Raw genomic sequence first — 23,434 nt, 5'->3', positions numbered from 1 at the left:
TTTGGCGCAAATATCAACTACATGGAAAAACTAGCTTCCAGTTTTATCAAGCACTATATCTACTAAGGGAGCGAGCCCCTAACTGGATTGCACCGAAGAACAAAATAGTATTAGCAATTCTAATCCGTCATCCAATACAAATATCGCTCAATTAACAGTCAATCGGTCTAATTCTTCAACACGAATGCAGGATTAGTTGCTAATCATTTCTACATGTTGGGACGGCCCGCCCATTCTTCAAAGACATCAGTCTCTGATCAAGGGCGTCCACCAATCAGAGTTGTCTAAATACCAGTCGATGGTTTTTCGTATGCCCGACTCAAAGGTTTCTGCAGGTTGGTAGGCCAGCTCTTCCCGACTTTTACGCGCATCAATGGCATAACGGCGATCATGACCGGGCCGGTCTTCAACATATTGAATGAGAGACTGACAATCTCCCTCAACGGCGCACTTCGCCTCCGGATACTTTTTGAGCAAATCGGGGCGTTCGGCAAACGCTTGGTCCATCAGATCACAAACCAGATTTACGATATCGATGTTGTGCCATTCGTTGTGACCACCAATATTGTAGTTCTCACCCACCAGTCCCTTTTGCAGCACCAATTCGATACCACGTGCGTGATCCTCCACATACAGCCAGTCACGAACCTGCTTGCCATCCCCGTACACCGGCAGAGCTTTATTCCGCAGAATATTGGTGACAATCAGCGGGATCAGCTTCTCCGGGAAATGATAGGGACCGTAGTTATTGGAACAGTTGGAAGTTGTGACCTCCATACCGTAGGTATGGTGATACGCCCTCACCAAATGATCTGAAGCCGCCTTGCTCGCTGAATACGGAGAGTTTGGCGCATAAGCTGTGTTTTCGGAAAATGCAGGATCCTCTGGAGCAAGCGTACCGTAGACCTCATCTGTACTGACATGGTGAAAACGATGTTTCATCGGCGGCAAACCATCTGCAACCGGAAGATCCAGCCAGACTTTCTTGGCAGCCTTGAGCAGGCTGTGCGTACCGACGATATTAGTTTCGATAAAGGCATCTGGCCCGGTGATCGACCGGTCAACATGGGATTCCGCGGCAAAGTGCACAATCGTGTTGAGCTCATGCTTCAGAAGTAACTCTTCCACCAGAGCTGTATCGCAGATGTCACCCTGGACAAAACGAAATTTTGAATTGGCTTTTACCGAATCGAGACTGGCTAGGTTACCGGCATACGTCAACGCATCGAGAACGACAACAGTATCGTTAGGATGCTGCCGCAGCCAATAATGGACGAAATTGGCACCGATAAAGCCGGCCCCGCCGGTCACCAATAACTTCGAAGTAGTCTCCGTTGAGCTCATATGTTTTTAAACCTGTAATTAACTATTCTGTTCAGCCGCAATCTTCAGCTCATCCAGCATGGCCGCCAGCTGGGCGCGCCAATGCTTTGTGTGGAAATCAAATGTCCGCTCAAACGCGGATTTATCCATGACACTGAATGCGGGGCGCGCTGCGGGTAAAGGGTAATCAGTATGCGGTATGGGCTTCACCGGAATTTTGCGCTTCAGTATTTCCCGCTCGTATGCGAGTTCCTGGATCGCGATGGCAAAGTCGTACCAGGACGCGACTCCGGCGTCCGACCAGTGAAATATTGCCGGGGCGGAATCCTCTTGACCATTTACAAGAGATAAACCCGCAGTCCATACCGCTTCTGCAAGAGAGCGGGCCCATGTCGGCGTACCTATCTGGTCGTAAATAACGCTTAATTCATGACGCGCGGGGTCAGCCATCAGACGCAACATGGTTTTGACGAAATTCTGTCCAAAGCATGAGTACACCCAGGAAGTGCGTATGATCAGGCTGTTGGGCAATCCAACATCCATAATGGCACGTTCGCCCGCGAGCTTACTCGCACCGTAGACGTTCAACGGATTGGTCGGATCGGAAGCCGAGTATGGGTGCGACTGTTTGCCATCGAAGACGAAATCTGTCGACAGGTGTATCAGGGGGCAGCCCGAATGGTCTTTCAAATATCCCGCAATATATTCAACCGATTTTTGATTGAGCGCGAAAGCCTCCGCTTCCTCACTCTCGGCTTTATCAACTGCGGTATAGGCGGCAGCGTTAATTACCAGGTTCGGACAGACTGACCCAATGGCATCGGCTACCGAAGCCGGATCGAGGAGATCCACCTCCTCCCGCCCCATCGCAGCAACCGACCACCCTGCGGGCAAGGTTCGCACCAATTCCTGCGCCAACTGACCGTTTTTACCGAATACGAGCGCTCTACGTTCTTCAGCGCTCATAGGGCAGCCTCGGGGCATTTGCCAATGAAAGGCCATTCAAGTCTTTTTCTGACAGACGCGGCGCGGCACCTTGGATCAGGGGCCACTCTATGCCGACCTCAGGATCATTCCACAGGAGACTGTATTCGCTCTGCGGGTGATAGTAATCCGTACACTTGTAGACAAACTCTGCGGATTCCGACGTGACATAAAAGCCATGGGCAAATCCCGCAGGAACCCACAATTGCCGACGATTTTCCACCGACAGAAATGCACCCGCCCACTGACCAAATGTTGGAGAACCCTGTCGCATATCTACTGCGACATCGAAGACTTCACCTTCGACAACCCGGACCAGCTTCCCCTGGGTCTGCTCAGCCTGGTAATGGAGCCCCCGGAGTATCCCGCGGCTAGAGCGCGAATGGTTGTCCTGAACAAACGTTACATCGGCTACCCGCTCACGAAACCATGAGTCACGGAAGGTCTCCATGAAGAAACCGCGTTCATCGCCAAAAATTTTAGGTTGAAGTATTTTCACCTCAGGAATAGAGGTATCGAGAACATCCATAATCAAAAAACTTTAGCTTCAAGAACCTGCAGGAGATATTCCCCATAACCACTTTTCAGCAGAGGTTGGGCCAATTCCTGCATTTGGTCGGCGCCGATATACCCCATACGGTAGGCTACTTCTTCCGGGCACGCAATTTTCAGTCCCTGACGCGCCTCAATGGTCTGAACAAAATGATTGGCTGCGAGCAGGTTATCGTGGGTGCCAGTATCCAGCCATGCTGCACCACGCCCCATGACCTCAACTGCAAGAGTGCCCGCCTCAAGATATGCGCGGTTAACGTCGGTAATTTCCAGCTCTCCGCGTGGCGAAGGCACGATCGACTTGGCAATATCAATGACCTGGTTGTCGTAAAAATACAAGCCTGTCACTGCATATTTAGATTTCGGATGTTCGGGCTTTTCTTCAATCGAAAGCGCCTTACCTTCACTGTCAAACTCGACGACACCATAGGCTCTGGGGTCATTGACGTGATATCCGAATACGGTCGCCCCGGACTCTTTATTTGCCGCACGCTGAAGCAACGCCATAAAGTCATGGGAATAGAAAATATTGTCGCCTAATACCAAGGCACAGTCTTCGTTACCAATAAAAGACTCGCCAATGATAAATGCCTGGGCCAAACCATCTGGGGAAGGCTGTTCGGCATAGGTCAGGTTAAGCCCCCACGCTTCGCCCGAGCCGAGTAGACTCTGAAACGCCGGCATATCCTGTGGTGTCGAGATGATCAGGATATCGCGGATACCCGCCAACATCAGGGTCGTCAGCGGATAGTAGATCATCGGTTTGTCGTAAATCGGGATCAGCTGCTTGCTGACAGCCCTGGTCAAAGGATAAAGCCGGCTACCTGTTCCACCGGCAAGGATAATCCCCTTACGCAATTTACACCCCCCAGAGCGTGTCTCGTGATACTTCTTGTTTCATCATTCTTTACCCGCGTAATTATGCATCAGCGACCATCCGGCGTCGAACCATCACTCGATTACAAAATGAATTTGGCTATTTTTTGATCGATTTTCGACACCCTTGTAATCCCCCGGTATGCAGCATCAGAATTCGACGGCCCGACAATGATCCGGCAAGGTCCTCCCGATGCAGAGCATAGGCCATTTTTGCCGTGTATACCGGATCCAGCGGCACTCCAGTACCTCTTTCAAAATTGCGCTGAAACGCCGCCAGATAATCGGGGAATTTCGCATAACCGCCGCAATGGGCTTCAGACACCACAGAAACCTGTCGCTCCACATCAGCACATCTTCCTTGCCAATAACGGGCATCCCGCTCGATACTCCCTCCATCCTTTAACACCGACACGCCTACCAGGCGAATACCGCTGGAATTCAATGCTCCGGCCAACGCCCCCAACGTCAAACCTGTGCCGCAAGCCAGCCAACATTCATCGAACTCAATCGGCGACGTTTTTTCCAGAATAGTACCCAGCTGCTTTACTCCTTCCGCTCCCCGCTGATTGGCGCCCCCCTCCGGAACATATTTGATTCCGGGCCCATCGAGCCCCAATCTATTCATGAAACCGGAACTATGGCGCTCGCGATAATCCGCTCGTGAAACAAATCGTAACGTCATCCCAAACCGTTCCGCATCGCTCAAGGTCGGACTCAACACCCTGGGTCTCTCACCGCGGATGATACCTACCGTTTTGAACCCAAAGCGGGCTCCTGCAGCTGCTGTGGCGTGGATATGGTTCGACCAGGCTCCCCCGCAGGTCACCAGGGTGTCGGCGCCCTGCTCTCTCACCTCGATCAGGTTGTAGATGAGCTTGTAAGCCTTGTTGCCGGAGATCAGGGGGTCAAGCAGATCATCACGCCGAATCCAGAGTTCAATGTTCGGAAAAAGTTCGGAGTCGATCTTCTGGTAGGGAATTTCGCAGGCGGTTTCGAAGAAGTCCTGGAGATTTAGGTTTGTTAAGTAGCGTGGGCGCACTGGCATTACCGGAGGGCGGGCCTGACGATTGAAGTAACTCGATTGTATCGGGGCGGGAAAGGCGAAGTTAGCCCTGGTTAGTGGAATGGAGAAAAATCCGACAAGGCAGACTTAGCTTTATACCTGACCGAGCGGGACAGACTCGGGCCATCCAGGCCCTCGCCCTTCGGGCGCCTTCGCTGCGCTGCGGCGTCCAAATTCGCTCCCGGCGAATTTGTCGAACGAGGGCTTTCCTACACCGATTCAACATATACGAAAAAGGCCCACACTTTCGTGTGGGCCTTTTTCGTATATGGCGGACCGGACGGGACTCGAACCCGCGACCTCCGGCGTGACAGGCCGGCATTCTAACCAACTGAACTACCGGTCCGCGGTAGACACACTTTCCAGTGGAAAGTGGTGGGTGGTACAGGGGTCGAACCTGTGACCTACGGCTTGTAAGGCCGTCGCTCTCCCAACTGAGCTAACCACCCTTTTCAGGCTCGGGACCTTGCCCCTCGAGCGACGCGAATCATACCGGATTGGGGTCGAGTGTCAACAAATTACGCGCCAAAAATTTAATTGGATTTGCCACCGCCTCCCTGCCCCGCGGATTTCGCTGGCAGTGACACAGGAACCGGTCGCTCGTCTTCCTCTCCATCTGTGGCCAGTTGCCCACCGAGTTGTCGATAATCTGGTTCGATCATTTGTCCCGCAATTTTTACCGGACCGGCGTCATGAATCAGCGCCTCCTTCGGCCGAGCCAGATCCGGCTGATTGTAGTTACAGACGCCGGTCGGGAAAATGCGCTCCATGTCCTCAATATGCGCGGCAATATCGCGGGTATGCTCACCATATATACCCTCGACAAGCGCGGTCTTGACCGGCTGCAGAGCGCACTTGAAGACATCCCCGGTAATCGGGGCTCCGGCGACCTGACGTGACGTGCTGTAGATGGGGTATTGCTGCATACATTCGCCGGTGGGCTTGCCGTTCCAGGCGCCATTCCAGACATCCGGCCCGGCGGAAATGACGTTACCCTCACGATCGAAACACTCGTCATTGGCATCCTTCGGCCGGTTGGCGGCAACGCCTGCCTCGGGGTTATCGATAATATTCAGCATCCACTGGTCGATCGTATCGAGCGCCTCATCCAGCGGCATGTAATGCTCGTTGCTCACCCAGATCAACTGGTTGTCGGCGTGCCCGCGGGCGTTGCGAATGCGCTCCCGGGCCGAAAACGATGCCGATGCATGGTGCATGTTCAGATCGCGATCCAGGTAATGTCTCAGGTCGATAATCGGGATCTCTACATCTCCCAGAAAGATGTGACCCGAGCGATAGATTCCCTCAATGGCCTCCGTGCTGGCCCGCGTGCGCGGAGCCGGACTGTCGAGGTTCCCCAGGTTCATGTTCTGGTCACTCCACACCGATAGCTGCACTGGAAAGAGCTGCCCGTTGAGGAACCACAGCCGTTCATCATTCTGGTTGATGGGGGCCTTCCAGCCACCGATGGTGGCATTCAGTCGCAGGAAGGTATCAACGGAGATCTTGTCCTGGGCCAAAGCTCCGAGGCCATACTGGACGCCCTCATTGTCCCAAGTGCTGTTGGCAAAGCCCGTATCGTCGACACCGTAAAACTGGCGCAAATCCTCCCAGTGACTCCAGTGGGTGTTTTGCCCAATATCATCGGCATAGTTTTTGACAAAATGTACAAAACGCGGATTGTTGATCAATGGCACCAGGCCTCGCCAGCCCTCGGTGCACTCAGTGGCGCCTTCAGCAACATTGCGATAGCGGCCGTCAAACAGCGCGGCAGCCGATTCCAGCAGATGGAACCGGCTTTTCACATTGCCGCTAGCCGAGAGCCCCTCGATAATCGAGCGCTCCTCCGCGCGTTGCCAGCGCGGATTGCTGCCATCTACGACATCGAAGAAATATTCCAGCGGTTCACAGTCAAATACGTAGATGGTCTGGCTGACCATATCGGGATAGGAATAAATCGGAATCGCCGCGTCCAGTAGGCCCGGTGCATTCTGGGCCAGCAAATACTGCTGGATGGCACCGCCGGAGCCGCCAACGCCGACCGTGTAGAGCGGCTCGCCGTAGAGCGCAACGAACTGTTTCTTGACCCTTCGCGCTGCATCCTCAGCCAGCCAGATGTTGTAGTGGTTGCTGGTCTGATTGGCAGTGGAATATACGATCCCGTAACCCCGCGCCAGCTGATCCGCACGGCGCTCGATAATGTCACCCTTGGAGATGTCACCCTGCCGGCGCCCGATACCCACACCGCCGCGAAACTGATAGATCAGGCGGCGATTCCAGTTGGTCGCTGTCGGTTTGTCCGGCGTTTCACCGTGCCCCTTCAGCACCGCAATAGCGTAAAAGAACCGATCGATGGTGCCACTCTCCAGGCGCACGATAAAGTCCGTGGACTGGCCATTGACCGTAACCTGGTCAATATCTCCTTTGGCCTCTTCCAGCGGATAAAACTCGCCGTCATTCACGCTCCTGTAGAAATAAGTGACTCGCGTGGTATGACTGCAATCGCGGCTGTAGCCGATGATTTCTTTGGTTCGCTTACCCTCTTCGTCCAGCGCAAAAACCGGGACTCCGATCCCTTTCTGATTGTCAATCAGTGGCTGCTCGTGGCTGATGTTGTTTTCGCCGCAATAAAAGGGGTAAGTGGAAGGGCCGGCAAACAGGGTTTCCGTCGGACCAATTTCTCCCGGGACTATTGGGAAGGGAAAATATTCAGCCGGACGCTTGATATTTCGAGGATGCTCCCCGGTATAGGCCGTGAGCGGCTGATGCTCCAGCGCTCCGGCAGGCACTCCGACAACCGGGGCCTCGGGCGGCCCCGGAATTCTAGGCAGCTTCTGGTATCCGATCCAGCCACCGGCTATCAGTAACGCCAATACCGCCAGAATACTTCCAGAGAGAATCCTTGCTCTCCAAACCGACATATCTGCCTCCAAACTGCCAACTGCACACCCGGTACAATTTGAGTATATGTGTGGATAGCCGCAGGCACCGGTGGTTGGCGGGGAAAGCTACTAGAGCGCTGAGAATGACGAATGGCTGGCGGAAGAAAGACTGTCGATGTCGAGAGAACTGCCCGCTAGGTAGGCTCTTCTGACAAATTTTGTGAGCATCGCCGGAAGGGATTTGCCGACAAAGCGGCAATAAAAAAGGCCCTCAAGGGGCCTTTTCAATGCTATCGGTCAGGCTGAAGTTCAAGCAATGATGCCGCGGGCCTGCAGGCCGGAGAGGACCATCTCGACTTCCTGTTCCAGGGTCATCTCGTCGGTATGCAGGTGCAGCTCCGGAGAAGTCGGCGCCTCATAGGGGTCGTCGATACCGGTAAAGCCGCGAATCTCTCCGGCGCGCGCCTTTTTGTACAGGCCTTTCGGGTCGCGGGATTCCGCTTCCTCCAGCGAGCAATCGACAAACACTTCCAGGTACGGAAGGTCACCTGCCTCGTGCATTTGGCGCACCAAGTCGCGGTCTTCGCGATAGGGGCTAATAAAGCTGCTGAGCACCACAACGCCAGTGTCCGCAAACAGCTTGGAGATTTCGCCGACGCGGCGGATATTTTCCTGACGATCTTCCGCGGAAAAGCCCAGGTTGGAGTTGATACCGAGGCGGATATTGTCCCCATCCAGGCGGTAGCTGAGAACACCACGGGCGGCCAGCGCTTTCTCTACGGCGACTGCGACAGTGCTCTTTCCGGAGCCAGACAGGCCGGTGAACCAGATAGTCACGCCTTTGTGACCCAGCAGGCTTGCCCGGTCGTTGCGTGTTACATCACCTTCGTGCCAGTGCACGTTTGTCGCCTTGCGCTCCAATGTCTCAGTCACCGAATACTCCCAAGTTCCACTTTCAAACGTATATTTAAAAAAGCTATCAATTGATATCCCCTAAGAGCCAAGGGATATCTACAAAAATTAGGGGCATATTATCCGCCAATGACGCCGCTAACGTAAAGCGCCTACTTATAGCGTCTAGTCTCAGAAACGGAAAAGCCCGGCATAAACCGGGATATTCGAGAGTCGTCAAGCGACTCGCAATATGGGCGAGCCGACAGGGATCGAACCCGCGACCCCCGTTGCCACAAGCGGGTATCGAATATTTACAAATCACGAACTTCCTGCATTCTACTTCGCAATCTTATGCATCTTCGGGCCGACGTAAACCCGCAGGCTCTCCTAGCAAGACCAAAAATGGCACACCAAATTCCTACTGGTGCATGCAATGTGTTCCTATTCGGTGACCAGAGTACTTTACTACCACATTACCCCTCCGTTAGATTGCGGAAGAACCGAAATCCGTTAAAGCGAATGAAAGTAAAGCCAGTGCCGCGGTGAAAGTTCAGGATGTTTTGGTTTAAGCGACGGCCCAGCCCCCACTTCGGTGGGGCTATGTCATGTCAAAATGTAAAAATTTAAGACCACTGAATATATTTTGAAGTGACCATCCCAGCCAACCTTGAAATATTAACTTCCAAGTCGGACAATTCTATATCAATATATTTTGTAGTTTACTGAGGCAAACGGAGTGGCCCACCATGTTTAAAAAAATTCTAATAATTTTATTTGTTGTCTTGACGCCCGGTCTAAGCGAGGCTGGTCAATGGTATAGTGAAATAGCATACTCACAATTCAATTACGAACGGCAAAACAATTGGTATGACTATGACAAAGACCTACACTCGAAAGCGATCTCTATAGAGAAATCAACTAATGAGGGGTCATTTAGTATCTCTGCTGGCTACCAATTTAACGACATTCTTGGGTTACAGCTTGGCTACACCAAGTTCAATCCGCATATCACACACTACGTTCCCGTCACAAATTATACGATTTTTTACGGCTCGGCTGGGGATTACAGCTCTGAAAAAATTGACGGCCTACATCTTGACGGAATTTTGAGCAAAAGATTTGGGAGTTTTTCGCCCTACCTACAATTAGGAGTCCTTTTCCCTGATGAAATTGCGCCGATTGCGGGCGCGGGAATCAGATGGGATATATCAAATATCGTAGGGCTTAACCTTTATTGGGAAAAATATTTTAATGCCGCAGAAAGGCACGGCGTTGCAGGGTCATATGATGATGAAAAAACAGATGTTGAGAGCTACAACCTGGGTTTAAGATATACATTCTGAAGACTCTATATGGACTGCGCGCACGGGATGCCGCAACTCCATCTACGTAGCGAAGCTAGCACGAGTAGCGCAGATTTATCCATGCCGAGTAAGCTTTTGTGAAGGCAATCATAACTTGGCCGCCGAGCAGGAAAACATACAACTTATCGAATCAAACGGAGTTGTCCAAATTGCGTAGACATATAATACTCGCTTCATTTTTAGCACTAACACCAAGTCTCAGCGAGGCTGGTCAATGGTATAGCGAAATAGCGTACACAAGTTTCAACTACGAGCGGGGGAGTTGGTACGACGAATTTGATAAATCAACCGCAATCATCAATGCAGAGAGAAAGACGGACAATGGATCATTTAGCTTCTCTGCGGGCTACCAGTTTAACGACATTTTCGGGTTGAATTTGGGCTATACCGAGTTTAATCAGCACGTCTCGCACGGCGTTATTCCTGGTATTCACGAAATTCTCAATGGCACTGCAGGGGATTACAGCACCGAAAAAATAGATGGGTCGCATCTTGAGGGAACTCTAAGCAGAAGAGTTGGAAGCTTTTCACCCTACCTAAAGATTGGAATCCTTTTCCCAGACGAAATCGCACCGATTGCCGGAGCTGGAATCAGATGGGATATATCAAATACTGTAGGACTGAATCTTTTTTGGGAAAAGTATTTTGATGCAGCTGAACGGTGGGGCGATTCGGGCTCATGGGATGATGAGAAAACCGATGTAGAGAGTTACAACCTTGGCCTAAGATATACATTCAATTGACATGCACTAACCTTCAACGATGTGGAGCCAGCGAAAGTCCGCACTCCGCGTATATCACCAACCTAGTGCGAATAGGAACAACTTGAAGGCCGAGGAGCAAGCCTCAGAAGGCACTTCCTCGGCAAGCTGCCCGCCTCCACAGAATGATCGGCCACATCCAGTCAGATGATGAGCACGACGGACTGATCGGGCAGTTGGAGCAGCAGAGGACTACCCAATGGCCGCTTAAGCCATGGTCTCCTGCTCTCGCAAAACCCTCTATCAGGGCTTGGTCACAATTTATCAAGCCCCAGGACCTACCCGCCTGTCTTCGCCTCTGTGCCCTGAAGTTCGAGGCCGCCAGCGATTTGGGGATATACAGGAACTCACCGACCGCATGAATCGCTCGATAACGATGCGCCGTAACCGCACCGACTGGCGGACAGCCCTGTTAACTCGCACCCAAATTACCACACCAAATACTGAAACAAAAAAACCCCGCACTAGGCAGGGTTTTTAAGTCCTTGATATACAAGGATTTTGTATGGGGTGGCCGACGGGGATCGAACCCGCGACCTCAGGAGCCACAATCCTGTGCTCTACCAACTGAGCTACGGCCACCATAAATCGTGACGTTTCATCAGCATCTTGTGGCAATGCTGACTGATTCTGCCCGGCTAATTAGCCCGGCAGGGCCGAAATGGCTGTCTGCAAAGCAATGCTTTGCGGCCATTTTGGCGCCCATCAGCTACGTTGATGGGCCGGAATAGTCCTGCGACTAAAAGCTTCCAGCGGACTCAATCGAATCTGCCAAGCCTGATCGCACAACCATAAGGTTGGCGCGCCCGGCAGGACTCGAACCTGCGACCATCCGCTTAGAAGGCGGATGCTCTATCCAGCTGAGCTACGGGCGCAAGAAAACCCGGTAAATCTGGTCGGGGCAGAGGGATTCGAACCCCCGACATCCTGCTCCCAAAGCAGGCGCGCTACCAGACTGCGCTATGCCCCGTACAAAGCCCAAATCCTAGGATCTGGCAGCGGGGTTTCGTACAGCTTCCCCCGCATTCCCGCGGATCGACAGTCGCCGCCCCCGAGAGAGCGCGCATAATACTGACACCCCCCAAGGGAGTCAACGCCGCTAAGCTATTCTTTTTGCAGAAGTTTACTCCACCGTCTAACCCAGTGACCGGAAGGGGAAATTATTCGCGGCCTGTGCGAAAATAGCCGGCTTCGCAATCCGGGCCGGGTAGCCAAATACCCGCTCCGCAGGCGCGCCTCCGGGCCGCAAACTGCGGACCGCGTCGCTTGACCGGCCACAGCCCACGACTTTTATACAAGCTTGAGATAGCACTTATGTCTGCATTGGTTCTGGACGGCAAAGCCCTTGCCCAAAAAACGGAAGAAGAACTCTCGGCCCGCGTGGCCGCGCTGAAAGAAAAGAGTGGCGGCCAGACGCCCATTCTCGCGACCATCCTGGTCGGCGACGACCCGGCTTCAGCGACCTACGTAAAGATGAAGGGCAACGCCTGTCGCCGAGTCGGCATGGACTCCATGCAAGTGGAGCTGCCCTCTTCCACCACTACAGAACAGCTATTGGCCAAAATCGAAGAGCTCAACGCCAACCCCAATGTCCACGGTATCCTGCTGCAGCACCCGGTGCCGGAGCAGATCGATGAGCGCGCCTGCTTCGATGCCATTGCCCTGGATAAAGATGTCGACGGCGTGACCTGCCTCGGTTTCGGACGCATGGCCATGGGCGAGGAAGCCTACGGTTGCGCCACACCCAAGGGCATCATGCGCCTGCTGGAAGCCTATAACGTCGACATCGCCGGCAAACACGCCGTGGTGGTTGGCCGCAGCCCGATTCTCGGCAAGCCCATGGCCGCAATGCTCCTGAACGCCAATGCTACCGTGACCATCTGCCACTCACGCACCAGGGATCTGGCAGACCATATCAGCCGCGCGGATATCGTCGTCGGCGCCGTGGGTCGCCCTGAATTTATCAAGGCCGAATGGATCAAGGACGGTGCCGTTGTTGTCGACGCCGGTTACCACCCGGGCGGCGTGGGCGACATTGAGCTTGGCCCACTGGTAGAGCGCGTCGCCGCTTACACCCCGGTACCCGGCGGCGTTGGCCCGATGACCATCAACACCCTGATTTACCAGTCCGTCGATTCCGGCGAACGCAAGATTGGTTGATCCGTTGGCTAAATTCCTACGACTCGACAAAGCGGTCAGCCAGGTCACCGACCTGTCCCGCGCCGAAGTGAAGCGCGCCGCCAAAGCGGAGCGCATTACCGTCAACGGCGCCGTGATTACCGACCCGGCGATGAAAATTGCTGACAGCGACGACCTGTGCCTCGACGGCGAGCTCCTGCAGGAAGCGGGGCCGCGCTACTTCATGGTGCACAAGCCACTGGGCTACGTCAGTGCCACCAAGGACAGCGAGCACCCGACGGTACTCGACCTTATTGACGAACCCAACAAGCAGAAGCTGCATATTGCCGGCAGGCTCGATATCGATACGACGGGCCTGGTGCTGCTGACCGACGACGGCCAGTGGTCACACATGGTGACGTCACCGCGACACCACTGCGACAAGACCTACTACGCTCACCTGGCAGAACGCATCGACGAAAGTGCGGTGGAAAAGTTCGCCAAGGGAATCTGGCTGAACAACGAGAAGAAGCGCACCAAGCCTGCCCAACTGGAAATCCTCTACGCCAATGAAGTGCGGATTACCATTGGCGAGGGGCGCTACCACCAGGTAAAGCGCATGTTTGCCGCACTCGACAATCGGGTCCTGGAACTCCACCGTGAACGTATCGGCGATATTGCACTGGACGAAGACCTGGAACCGGGCGACTACCGCCCGCTGACCGCCGAGGAAATCGCCTCGGTTCATTGAGTCACCGCCCTGGAAATTTCATACCCAATATATGGCCATCCTACTCAGCCAGTTACTCGAACAAGATCCCACCGACACCCTGTGGATTGCCGACGAAAACAGCAAGACCCTGCTCCAGCAGGGCTTTCATTTTGGCGGCGATCTGCTCACTAATCGCTGGGATATCGCACAGCTGGCGCAGGGCAAGGCAACCAAAGTGCTCTTCAGCGACTTCCGCCTGGATCAGCTGGAACCGCACTACCGCCGTATTATTTTTCCCGTCTCCAAAGAAAAGGCCGTCGTCCATCACGTCATTAACCGGGCCCCGGGGATAATGCGCGAACACGGTGAATTGATTATCACCGGCCGCAAAAATAGCGGCATCAAAACCTACGCCAGCAAGGCAGCCAAATATTTCGGCGACGCCAAAGAAATGCGGAAAGACGGCCAGGATTACCTCGGTATCATCCCCCTGCCCCGCGGTGGCGCCAGCGGGGCAACGCTCGACGACAGGGACTACCCGGAACTGCGCCAGCCGGAAAAGCTGAACGGCCTCTACAGCAAGCCCGGCCTGTTCGGTTGGAATAAGGTGGACGTCGGCAGTGTCTTGCTGGCACAGCAGTTGGCCGGACACTTGCCGGAGAGCGGCGCACACGTGGTGGATCTCGGCTGTGGCTATGGCTATCTCTGCGCCCAGCTCGCAGAACTCGGCCGCTATGAATTCACCGCGACCGACAACAACGCCGCCGCGCTACTCGCCTGCGAAAAGAACTTCCAGACCCTGAAACTGCAAGGCCGCGTAATGCCATCGGATGCCGGCGCAGAACTGGCAGAGCAAAGTGCGGATTTCGTGATTTGCAACCCGCCATTCCACCAAGGCTTTCAGGTAGAGGGGGACCTCACCGAGCGGTTCCTGCGCAACGGAGCACGGGTTTTAAAGTCCGGCGGACAGGCGCTTTATGTGGTGAATGAATTTATCCCGCTCGCCAAAAAGGCCGAGCCGTTTTTCGCACAAACGGAATTACTGGCGAAAGAAAACGGATTCTGTGTTTATCGGTGCAGTAAATAGCGGGAAGCAAGCACTCCGCAACCTCGCTCGATATCAGTAATCGCGCAGGTTAAACAGGTTCTTGGACAGGGTGTGCTCTTCCAGTTCCTCCAATTCGAGGAGGCGCTCGAAAGCGTCCCGGGCGGAAGGGGTTTCCGCACCCAGTGCGAGATCCCGGTACTGGTCGGCCAGGTACATCTCGATATCCAGTGCCAGCTTGGCAATTTCATCCAGATCATCGAGATCCACATTGCGCAACCGCTGCAGAAATTCCGGCTCGCGCCCTTCCGGCGCAAACTGCACCCAGGTATGCAGCGCTCCCGGTGCGATATCGGAGCGAAAATTCTCCAGGGAGTGCATCATGGAATCTTCCCGTCGGCGAAGCTGGTCGAGCAGCAATTCGATTCGCCGGTCGGAGACCAGCTGCTCGTACTGCCCGTACTGCTGGGAGAGCTTCGCATGGAAATCTCTTCCTTCCTGAATCACATCTTCCACGGTTTTGTAGCGCATCGACCGAATCCGGAAAAACATCTGCCTTCGCTTCAGTATAGACACACGGTTTTAAATGACGCCAACGGATCCGGTCTCTGGCACGGACCGGAGGGTCTGCTCAACGCTGGCGCTGCCAGCGAGCCTGCAGTCGTCCAGAAGGGTTCTGCGGATTGATGGCCGCCGGCGCTTCCCGGTGCAGCGTTCCCATGGAAAGCGCGGAACGGCTGGCGGCGAATATGCAATTTTCATAGGCAGGCAACGACGCAGTCCAGCTGCCCTTCAGTTCCCGGCGCAACTCCGGCGCTCGCCAGCCGCTGGCAAGGAACTCGCGACGGCCGCCAAAATTGGCCACCAGCACACCGGTATCGGCCACCAGTTCCAACAGGTTGCGACACCAGTCCGAATCGGCAGTCACCGTGCGCTGGGCCTCGCCACCGACATGACCGAACAGGTCGTCAATTACCAAATCAAAGGAACCCTTTTTTCCGGAAGCACGGAGATTTGCAACGAGGTTTGCAACATAGTCACGCGCATCTGCACAGACCAGCGTCGCCTCGCGCACACCAAAATGACGTCGCGCCACCTGCAAATGCACCGGATCCAGATCGACACCGACGATACTCTGAGGCTGGACAAAGCGCTGCAGCAACCGGATCAGCGCGCCGCCGCCCACGCCGAGTAGCAACACCGAACGGATCTGTGCCGGCGGACAAAAAAAAGCCGGCAACAACAGCAACTCCCACAGGGAGCCCTTCAGCGGGTCGCGCGGATTCCACTGGGAGTGAAAGACACCGTTGCTGAACAGGCGGACACTGGCTCCGTGGCTGCGCACCTGATAATGGCAATCACCAACGCGTTTTTCCCAGACCAGGGCCATCAGGCGGCGGACAGGTCCGAGCTTTCCAGCAACACCTGTGCAAACTGCTGCAGACCGGCCAGGTCGTCGGCACTGAAGCGCGCCACGGTGGGGCTGTCAATATCCAGGACCCCCAGACAGCGGTCACCGGCGTACAGGGGGATGACCACCTCGGAAGCAGAGACAGCATCGCAGGCAATATGGCCGGGGAACTGGTGCACGTCCTCGACCAGTTGCGCCTCGCCACTCGCAACGGCCGTGCCACAGACACCGGCCCCGACCGGTATGCGAGTACACGCGGGCTTGCCCTGGAACGGCCCCAGGCTCAGTTCGTCACCGTGCAGGAAATAGAATCCGGCCCAGTTGATGTCTTCCAGCTCCATAAACAGCAGTGCACTGGCATTGGCGGTATTGGCCAACCAGTCACGCTCTCCGGAGAGCAAACCGGCCAGCTGTTCGCTGAGGGATGAATAAAATTGACGGGTCGACACGTGCGCTCACCTCCGGAAACTGACGGAATACCCCGGGATCGGCGTCCATAAACGACAAAGCCCCCAGAGCATCATAACGGTGCAGACAATCTGGGGGCTAATCGGCGCGTTTCAATACGCCACAAGTCTTTCGGTTACTGATAGGGATCGGTAATGGGCGCCTCGGCGTCATCGCCTTCGGTGACCTCCCGGTACCGGTCGGCATCCACAGTCGGCTGGCTCCACTCGGCGTCGTCAGCACTGTCGTCCCCCTGGCCGTGGATCGCGGGGGGCGCACTGGTGACGTCACTCGCGATCAGTTCACGACTGTGACCACTGCCCTGCACTGCAACCTGCTTATCGGTACGGGGCTGAACGGCACGGCCCGCTTCGCGGCGCGCCTGGCTGGCCATTGCCTTCAGGCTCGGGCGTCGCCGCTCGGCAAGCTTGACCGCCTCCAGTTCACCATTGAGACGATTGACTTCCGCTTGCAGATCACCCAGTTGAGCCTGCAATTCGGTAATTTGCGACAACACGCCTTTGACCTTGCGACTCTCGTGCTCATACAGAGCCGCAGCACTGCCGAAGGCCACAACAAAAATCACCAGAATGGAAAACTGACGCATCGCTGACTCCAAGCAATTCCCTTTAATCTGTTAATCGCCCCGTTTTCCGGGGATTCACAAGCTTTATACGGCAAGGAGCGGCTATCTTCCGAGAAGCCGCGCATAAAATACAACAATAAAAACTGACCGGGAGGACCTGCGACTCAGGCCAATACGGCTCACCCGATTTTGTCGCGGTCCGGCGGCAATCAGGCCGGCTGCTCTTCCACCATCTCCATGAAATCCAGCGACGCCTGCTGGCGGATAGTACGGCGGTGGTTGGCCCAGAGCTCGGCGATCCGCTCCCGGCTGCAGACCTTGCGATCCACGTATACCCGGGTATTCAGCTGACCGATGGGTTTGCTGCTCGGGCACTTGCTGAATACGAACTGATTGGAAATCAGGTCCATAAACGGACCCGATTTGCTGCTCGGCATGATAAACAACAGCTGCAGGCCGAGGGTTTCGGTCAGATAGCGGATCACTTCCCGCGAGCGGGTTTCATCCATTTTCGAGAAAGCCTCATCCACCAGCACCATCTGCAGGTGGCTGCTGCCCTCGTTGAAACGGAAAGCCGAAGTTACCGCGGCGGAGCGGATGATATAGGCCGGGGTCTCCAGCTGACCGCCGGAGCCCGTGCCGTACTGGCTCAGCGCGATCGGCTCCTTGCCCTCCGGCTCCTTGAAGATTTCGTAGTTGCGATAATTGCGGTAGTCACTGATGCGGTCCAGCTCGCGGCGCGCCACCTGCTCGTCTTCACTGAGCAGCATGTCGAGCAGCCGGTCGCGCACTTTCTGTTGCGCGGCACTCAATTGCGCATCGAACAGACTCTCCTCTTCGCCCAGGTTGGGCAGCTCGATTACCGCCTTGAAGAAGTTCCAGTAGTCGCGGAATTCCGGCACCCAGGTGTATGCGAAGCGGAACCGTTCCCGGTCCGCGCCAAAGCGGTGGTGCTCCAGTTCCTGGTTGAGGTCGTCCAGTACCCGCTTGCCATCATTGATCGACTGGTAAATGGCGTGACACAGGTGGGTGACGAACGTGGTGTTGAAGGACTTTTTCAGGCCCAGCAACTGCTCGTGTCGGTCCACCAGCAGGTTGTTCTTCAGGCGGTTACGCAGTGCCTCTACCTGGCTATACAGGTTGCAGACCAGTTTGAACAGATCTTCGCTGTGTCCACCGCTCAGGTCCGGCTCGAACGCAAGGGTATCGCCGGAGGCGGTATTGGCGTTGTATTCCATTACCGCGCGGTCCAGCTGGCGACTGTACTTTTCCAGACGCCCCTGCATCTCTTCCAGATCTGCACCAAAGTCGAAACTGTCACCGGCGCCCTCGACCTGGGCGTCCGCCCGTTCGAGGATCTGTTCGGCATCGTAATCCGGATTAATCTGGCCGATACGGCGCACTGCGGCTTCGCTGTCTTCCAGCGCCTCGTCGAGCCCATCCAGCTCTGCGGACAATGCCTTCAGCTGCTTGCCGGTGTTTTCCAGATCGCGCTCCAGTTTGCCGGCATCGTTCTGCAAACCGGCCTGCAATTTCTGCTGGGTCTGCAGCTGGGCTTTCAGCTCCGCCACCTGCTCCTCCAGCTGCTCGCTGTCGCCGAGATCCAGGTTTTCCAGTGCCTGCTCGGCACTGCGCCATTCGCGCTGGGCGGCCAGGGCCGCATCCACCACCGGCAGTAACTGCAAACTTCCGAGGTCCCGTACTGCCGCCGCAACGCGGCGGTACAGCTGGTGCTGCTCGTTGACCTGCGCGGCTTCCGCCAGCAATTGCTCCATTGCCCGCTGCTGGGCGGCAAGCGCGCGGGCGCGCGCGCCCTGGCCGAATACCAGCTCGGTATCGTCGATATCGCAGCGCCACATGCTGTAGTTGCCGCTGGCGAGACCATCGGCCGTCAGTCCACGGCGGGTACCGCGCAGTTCGCTTTCATCGCGCACCTGCAGCACTGAACCGTAAGAAGCGCGTAGATAGTATTCCGCGGTCTTGTGATTGAATTCCATCAAGTCGACGATAGAGCCGTTCGCCAGCTCTGTGCGCTCGGCATCACGACGGGCCTTGTCGCCCTGGATGACCCGCGCGCGACTATTGCGCCCGGGCAGGTTGCGCACAATGCGAATTGCCGTGGCCTCGTGTTCGGGCTCGACGATGATCGAGAAGCGCGCCCCGCCGAGGTAGCCCTCCACGGCCATCTGCCAGCGCTCGTCCAGCACTTCCACGTAATCGCACAGTACCCGCGGCTCCGCCTCCGGGCACTGTTCGCGGATTGCCGCCAGCGCCTGCTCCACCGATTGCGGATAGCGCACCCGATTGGCTTGCAGGTGCTGGATGCGGCTCTCTTGCGCATGTAGCTGTTTCTGCAACTGCTGCACGCGGAGCTGCCAGCGGGAGGCCTGCTGTTCGATCTGCTCGCGCAGCCCCTTGTTTTCGCTCAGTGCGGCGTCGCTACCGTCGTCGCCGGTTAGCAGCCCGCAAAGCCGGTTGTGCAGCGCCTCGCTGGCAGCGGCACGCTCGCGCAGGGGCTCCAGTGCGGCCAGATCGATCCAGTCCTTACCCAGCAGCTTGTGCAAGTCCGGCAGATCCTCTTCACGGGCCACCTGTTTGATGCACTGGGTCAGCGCCTTGTCGCGCAGCGCCGGAATTTCGAGCTCGGCGGCGGTACCCTGCAACAGGTTCAATAATTCGCCGGCGGACTCCCGGTTCTTCTGCCAGCGCTTTTCCTGACTCGCGAGGGGACTGCCCTGCTCCGACAGCTGGCGATGGGCGGCGCTGATACGCTGCTCCAGTTGGTCTTTGCTGCGCAGTGCGTCGATACCGAGGCGCTGGGCCTGCAGCTCCACCAGTTCCTGGTTCAACTGTTCGACGCGCTCGGCGGCAACCCGGCTTTCGCGTTCGTTATTCTGCAGGTCGGCGCGCAGCTGTTGCTGGTTGTTCTTGCCGGCCAGATAGGTTTTCTGCACCCGCAGCTGGCGGTGACGCGCGCGCTGGTATTCCTGCAGGCGCAATTGCAGCCACTGCTCGCGGTAAAGATCTGCGGACTGGGCGAGCTGCTCCAGCGATGCCACCCGGTCGACAATCTGGCGCGCTTCCTGCTCCATCGCGTGAATGGTTTTCATTAGCTCGGAGACGGAGCGGATGGCGTCGCCCAGATCGCGTTTCTCCAGGACTTCCTGGGCCACGAAATCGTTGATGCTCTTGACCGGCTTGTAGGCCATGAAGTTGGAAAAAGTGCGGGCCGCATGCATCGCTTCGCGATCCGGCACCGCATCGCGGCGGCCGCGCAGCGCACCGTAGAGTCGGCGCAGATAGGCCTTCTTCTTGTCGTACTGCTCGACCTTGCCAAACTGCTTGCCCAGCACCGCGTAAAACTTGTCCAGCGGCAACAAGTGCTTGCCGTCTTTGTATTCGCGGATAAAGTCGCCGATGGCCAACTGCTCGCCGGGGAAAATAAAGAAGCGCAGATCACTCTGTCGCGCCTGCGCGGGCTTGCTGCTGCTATCGAGGTGCGCGCGTATCGCCATGACCGACGTAAAGGGCTCACCATCCTCGCCACTAGTAGGATGAAAGACACCGGCGATATAACAATCCGTCGGCTGCAGGCGTGCGAAGCTGCCGTCGTCACAGCCCAGCACATAGGAGGCGAGCGTGCGCACCTGCTTGCCGCCACGGCCGCGCTGGGTGGTCTCGTCCTGCCCCGGGTTAAAGGTGAACAGGGTATCGTGGGCCGCGGTCATCAGCGTCTGGATGGCGTCGGCCGCAGTAGTCTTGCCGGAGCCGTTACCGCCGGAGAACAGGTTGATCGGACCGAAGTCGTATTCCAGCTGGGGGATATTGCCCCAGTTGATCAGGATCAGTTTCTTAAGAAACACTTGCGCGCTCCTCTTCTACGTCGCTCGGCTCTTCATCACTCGGCATTTCGTCCGACTCTTTGCCCTGCTCTCCGTCAGCGTCTGTCGCAGCAGCACCGGCAAAAAGGCTGTGGTCCTCGCTCTCCGGCGTAATACGCTGCTCCGGTTCTTCCGGTTCCGTTTCCAGCACCTCGGGCAGGCCATCGAACAACTGCTGCAGTGTTGATTCCGTAACAAAGTGGGCAATGGTCGGGCGCACCCGCAGCCAGGTTTCCGCCAGGCTGTCGGCGTCATCCCCGGCGAGCTGTACCAGTCGCAACTGGCGCAGTTTTTTCAGGAGTTTCTGGCGTTCCGCGAGCTTGTCCGGCAGGGACATTTTCAGCAGGTTGCGCAGTCCCAGCTCCAGCGCCTCCAGCGACAGTGCCGCGCAGCCGTTTTCATCCACCTGCCCCTCTCTGAGCGCCTTGTCGTATTCGACTCGCAAAACCAGGATCGCCGCCACTTCCTGCTGGCTCAGGCGCGCGCGGAAGCCACCGTGATGCGCCTCCTCCTGGTCCGGCAGACCCGGCACTTCGGCACCCGGTGGATACACACGGATAAACTGGAAGCGGCTGTCGTGCTGCAGCCGCAGCCCCAGCGGAGCCAACCACTCGCGGATCAACGGCTCACAGCGCTGAAACCGGTCGTAGAGAATGGTTTCCACCTGGCTCTCGTCGCGGCAGATCACACCGTAGTCGAGCAGGCGCACCAGTAGCTCGGAAAATTCTCCGCGGGTGAGTTTGCATTGCTCCAGCGCTTCTTCCAGGGCCTGTTCAATCACTTTGTTTCGGTTCCAGGTTTTTTACTTCCAAGAAGTACTCGTCATATTGTTCGAAATAGTCGTTGCTCGCCGTCTCGCCGGTAAACTCCACCGTCAGCGCCGCGGCACCGTTCTGATTGACGGCGGCCGCCTCCAGCGCATGGCTCATGGCGAGCAGGTCACGGGCGCTCTCCAGAGGCAGCTCGTGGCTGCTGACCCGGCGACCACTGCCCAGAGCCCTGTGCAGGTAATCGCGCAAGTCGCTGCTGTTGAAATTGAAGGCCTGGTCCAGCAGCTGCTGCAACAGGATGTCGCGGCGGTTGTCGTCACCGATCGCCTCGATTTCCTCCACGCGGGTGTTGACCGGCTGGCGTCGGCTGCGGCTCCACAACTGGGTCTGCTTCGGGTCGAACAGGCGCAATTGAAAACCGCCCAGCTCGTCGCCGAGGCGCTCTAGCAATTCGGGCTTCGCCGCGTTGCCGCCGAGGCGCTGGCACAAGTCGGCGAACTCTCCCTCCGACTGGCTGTGCAGGTAACTGAGCTGGCGAATGATGATATCGGCACGCTTGGTGAAGCCCTGCAACGCGCGACGCAGTGCCGGCAGCTTGACCTCGCAGGCGCGCTGCATCCGGTCCTCGATCGTATCGAGCATCAGCCACAGCAGAGAACGGCCCTCTTCTACCAGTTCCGGCAACAGCTGGCGCAGGCGCCTTTCCCAGTCGGCTTTGCATTCCTTGTCTTTGCGCCGGATTCGGCCGATAACCTTGCCGATCGAATCCCGGTGCTTTTCCACACTGTCGGCGGACAGGCGGATGGCGAGGTCCGGCTGGAAGCGGCTCTCCATAAAGGAGAAGAATTCATCCGTCGCCTGCTGCACCAGCAACTGCGCCTCCACTTCCCGCACCAGTTCGCGCTTACGCTCTTCCAGTTCGGCAATCATGTCGGTGAAGTCGGCGACGATCCGCTCGGAGTATTCCCAGGCGTCGATCAGGTCGTGGATCTCTCCCCTGCTGGCAAAGGCTTCCAGTGCATTGAGGGTGTTGCGGGTATTGCGGTGACGGGTGCGTACGCGGGTGCTGTTGACTTCCACCAGCGGTTGCGTGAACAGGCGGCCGCGGCGGCTGAATGGATAGCTGGCGGTCAGGGTGGCACTGTCCACCTGTTTTTCCAGCCAGCCAAACTCCACCAGGCTGTTCAATACCCAGACGGCGTGGTCACGCAGATTGCGAAAGCGCCCTTCCGGCTCGCCGCTGCTGTCATCGCTGTCGAGCTGCGGCGCCCGGGTCAGCGCTTCTGAAAAAATCTCCAGAATCTGTTCGCGCGCGAGGGATTCGCCGTAATCCGCCTTGGCGGTATAGAGGCGCTCGTACAGCAGACGCAAGCACTCCACCACCTGCTCCCGGTATTTGCCGGTGAGCGGGCGGAAGAAGTGTTGGTATTTATCATCAAAAAACAACGTCGCGGAATCCGCTTATTCGTCGTCTTCCGGTTTCTGGTTCAGTACGCAGTACTTGGTGTAGTCGCCGGCATCCTGCAGGGTCCATTCACCCTTGGGCATATTCTCCATGTCTTTACACCAGGCGTCGGAACCACGCTTGGGTTCACAGGCAGTCAGGGTGAAGAGTGCGGCAATTGCAGCGGTCAGGATCAGTACGTTTTTCATCTGGTAATTCTTTTTTATCTGTCTGTCTAAATGATTGGGTCAGGCAAGTTATCGGGATGCCGGCCAGAGCCGGCGTCGCGGGAGCCGGGCCAGCGGCTGGCTCCCACCG

Annotated in this window: 20 protein-coding genes and 5 tRNA genes; 5 read left to right on the top strand and 20 right to left on the bottom strand. The window is 56.4% G+C overall.

Translation table 11 applies throughout. The features are described from left to right. Positions 1–246: 246 nt before the first annotated feature. The 9 genes from rfbB to cysC form a co-directional block, all read right to left on the bottom strand. Positions 247–1,344: a dTDP-glucose 4,6-dehydratase gene (rfbB, locus tag IG168_RS08830; RefSeq protein WP_193164007.1), complete on the bottom strand. Its 1,098-nt coding sequence runs from the start codon at positions 1,342–1,344 to the stop codon at positions 247–249. 18 nt (positions 1,345–1,362) lie between these two features. Then, positions 1,363–2,289 carry a dTDP-4-dehydrorhamnose reductase gene (gene rfbD / locus IG168_RS08825; RefSeq protein ID WP_193164005.1) on the bottom strand — a complete coding sequence of 309 codons (927 nt, stop codon included), beginning with the start codon at positions 2,287–2,289 and terminating at the stop codon, positions 1,363–1,365. Beyond that, on the bottom strand, positions 2,279–2,836 hold the full coding sequence (rfbC, locus tag IG168_RS08820) for a dTDP-4-dehydrorhamnose 3,5-epimerase (protein ID WP_193164002.1): 558 nt from the start codon (positions 2,834–2,836) through the stop codon (positions 2,279–2,281). The genes rfbD and rfbC overlap by 11 nt, the downstream gene beginning before the upstream one ends. A gap of 2 nt (positions 2,837–2,838) precedes the next feature. Then, positions 2,839–3,717: a glucose-1-phosphate thymidylyltransferase RfbA gene (rfbA, locus tag IG168_RS08815; protein ID WP_193164000.1), complete on the bottom strand. Its 879-nt coding sequence runs from the start codon at positions 3,715–3,717 to the stop codon at positions 2,839–2,841. A 118-nt stretch (positions 3,718–3,835) separates the two neighbouring features. After that, the gene (locus IG168_RS08810) at positions 3,836–4,777 is read right to left on the bottom strand and encodes a 1-aminocyclopropane-1-carboxylate deaminase/D-cysteine desulfhydrase (RefSeq protein WP_193163998.1); all 942 of its coding nucleotides are present in this window, start codon (positions 4,775–4,777) and stop codon (positions 3,836–3,838) included. Between the two features lie 293 nt (positions 4,778–5,070). After that, a tRNA-Asp gene (locus IG168_RS08805) sits at positions 5,071–5,147 on the bottom strand. 27 nt (positions 5,148–5,174) lie between these two features. Continuing rightward, positions 5,175–5,250: transfer RNA gene (locus IG168_RS08800), tRNA-Val, on the bottom strand. Positions 5,251–5,334: 84 nt separating this feature from the next. Continuing rightward, positions 5,335–7,722 carry a DUF6351 family protein gene (locus tag IG168_RS08795; RefSeq protein ID WP_193163996.1) on the bottom strand — a complete coding sequence of 796 codons (2,388 nt, stop codon included), beginning with the start codon at positions 7,720–7,722 and terminating at the stop codon, positions 5,335–5,337. 270 nt (positions 7,723–7,992) lie between these two features. Next, on the bottom strand, positions 7,993–8,616 hold the full coding sequence (gene cysC, locus IG168_RS08790) for an adenylyl-sulfate kinase (protein ID WP_193163995.1): 624 nt from the start codon (positions 8,614–8,616) through the stop codon (positions 7,993–7,995). 707 nt (positions 8,617–9,323) lie between these two features. Between cysC and IG168_RS08785 the strand changes: the two genes are divergently transcribed. Both IG168_RS08785 and IG168_RS08780 read left to right on the top strand, forming a co-directional pair. Continuing rightward, positions 9,324–9,920: a hypothetical protein gene (locus IG168_RS08785; protein ID WP_193163993.1), complete on the top strand. Its 597-nt coding sequence runs from the start codon at positions 9,324–9,326 to the stop codon at positions 9,918–9,920. A 170-nt stretch (positions 9,921–10,090) separates the two neighbouring features. Continuing rightward, entirely contained in the window at positions 10,091–10,684 is a 594-nt protein-coding gene (locus tag IG168_RS08780; RefSeq protein ID WP_193163991.1) for a hypothetical protein, read from the top strand. Between the two features lie 524 nt (positions 10,685–11,208). Here the strand turns inward: IG168_RS08780 and IG168_RS08775 are convergent. The 3 genes from IG168_RS08775 to IG168_RS08765 all read right to left on the bottom strand — a co-directional run bounded on the left by IG168_RS08775 (position 11,209) and on the right by IG168_RS08765 (position 11,672). After that, positions 11,209–11,284, bottom strand: a tRNA-His gene (locus IG168_RS08775). Positions 11,285–11,500: 216 nt separating this feature from the next. Next, positions 11,501–11,577 (bottom strand) — tRNA-Arg (locus IG168_RS08770). 18 nt (positions 11,578–11,595) lie between these two features. Continuing rightward, positions 11,596–11,672, bottom strand: a tRNA-Pro gene (locus IG168_RS08765). A 344-nt stretch (positions 11,673–12,016) separates the two neighbouring features. On the opposite strand from IG168_RS08765, the gene folD reads away from it, so the two are divergent. From folD to IG168_RS08750, 3 genes are read left to right on the top strand one after another with little or no spacing between them, the layout of a single operon-like run. Then, positions 12,017–12,862: a bifunctional methylenetetrahydrofolate dehydrogenase/methenyltetrahydrofolate cyclohydrolase FolD gene (folD, locus tag IG168_RS08760; RefSeq protein WP_193163989.1), complete on the top strand. Its 846-nt coding sequence runs from the start codon at positions 12,017–12,019 to the stop codon at positions 12,860–12,862. A 4-nt stretch (positions 12,863–12,866) separates the two neighbouring features. Further along, positions 12,867–13,571 carry a 16S rRNA pseudouridine(516) synthase RsuA gene (rsuA, locus tag IG168_RS08755; RefSeq protein ID WP_193163987.1) on the top strand — a complete coding sequence of 235 codons (705 nt, stop codon included), beginning with the start codon at positions 12,867–12,869 and terminating at the stop codon, positions 13,569–13,571. Between the two features lie 31 nt (positions 13,572–13,602). After that, positions 13,603–14,619: a class I SAM-dependent methyltransferase gene (locus IG168_RS08750; RefSeq protein WP_193163985.1), complete on the top strand. Its 1,017-nt coding sequence runs from the start codon at positions 13,603–13,605 to the stop codon at positions 14,617–14,619. A 33-nt stretch (positions 14,620–14,652) separates the two neighbouring features. On the opposite strand, the gene IG168_RS08745 is transcribed toward IG168_RS08750, so the two are convergent. From IG168_RS08745 to IG168_RS08710, 8 genes are all read right to left on the bottom strand, one after another. Continuing rightward, positions 14,653–15,108, bottom strand: coding sequence for a hypothetical protein (locus tag IG168_RS08745; RefSeq protein WP_193163983.1), 456 nt, complete (start codon positions 15,106–15,108; stop codon positions 14,653–14,655). A 100-nt stretch (positions 15,109–15,208) separates the two neighbouring features. After that, complete coding sequence (locus tag IG168_RS08740; RefSeq protein WP_193163981.1) at positions 15,209–15,967, bottom strand: methyltransferase domain-containing protein; 759 nt, start codon at positions 15,965–15,967, stop codon at positions 15,209–15,211. Continuing rightward, complete coding sequence (locus tag IG168_RS08735) at positions 15,967–16,437, bottom strand: GAF domain-containing protein (RefSeq protein WP_193163979.1); 471 nt, start codon at positions 16,435–16,437, stop codon at positions 15,967–15,969. Before IG168_RS08735 ends, IG168_RS08740 begins: the two co-directional genes overlap by 1 nt. A 134-nt stretch (positions 16,438–16,571) precedes the next feature. Beyond that, positions 16,572–17,042 carry a hypothetical protein gene (locus IG168_RS08730; protein WP_193163977.1) on the bottom strand — a complete coding sequence of 157 codons (471 nt, stop codon included), beginning with the start codon at positions 17,040–17,042 and terminating at the stop codon, positions 16,572–16,574. 188 nt (positions 17,043–17,230) lie between these two features. After that, the gene (locus IG168_RS08725) at positions 17,231–20,884 is read right to left on the bottom strand and encodes an ATP-binding protein (RefSeq protein ID WP_193163975.1); all 3,654 of its coding nucleotides are present in this window, start codon (positions 20,882–20,884) and stop codon (positions 17,231–17,233) included. Next, complete coding sequence (locus tag IG168_RS08720; protein ID WP_193163973.1) at positions 20,874–21,683, bottom strand: DUF4194 domain-containing protein; 810 nt, start codon at positions 21,681–21,683, stop codon at positions 20,874–20,876. Before IG168_RS08720 ends, IG168_RS08725 begins: the two co-directional genes overlap by 11 nt. Then, a complete protein-coding gene (locus IG168_RS08715; protein WP_193163971.1) occupies positions 21,676–23,118 on the bottom strand; it encodes a Wadjet anti-phage system protein JetA family protein in 1,443 nt (480 codons plus the stop codon). Before IG168_RS08715 ends, IG168_RS08720 begins: the two co-directional genes overlap by 8 nt. 15 nt (positions 23,119–23,133) lie before the next feature. Next, the gene (locus IG168_RS08710; protein WP_193163969.1) at positions 23,134–23,325 is read right to left on the bottom strand and encodes a DUF3012 domain-containing protein; all 192 of its coding nucleotides are present in this window, start codon (positions 23,323–23,325) and stop codon (positions 23,134–23,136) included. Positions 23,326–23,434: the final 109 nt, after the last annotated feature.

The organism is Microbulbifer hainanensis, assembly GCF_014904735.1.
Classification (GTDB): domain Bacteria; phylum Pseudomonadota; class Gammaproteobacteria; order Pseudomonadales; family Cellvibrionaceae; genus Microbulbifer; species Microbulbifer hainanensis.
The sequence above is the reverse complement of the archived record's forward strand: the minus strand, read 5'-3'. Positions and strand labels throughout refer to the sequence as shown.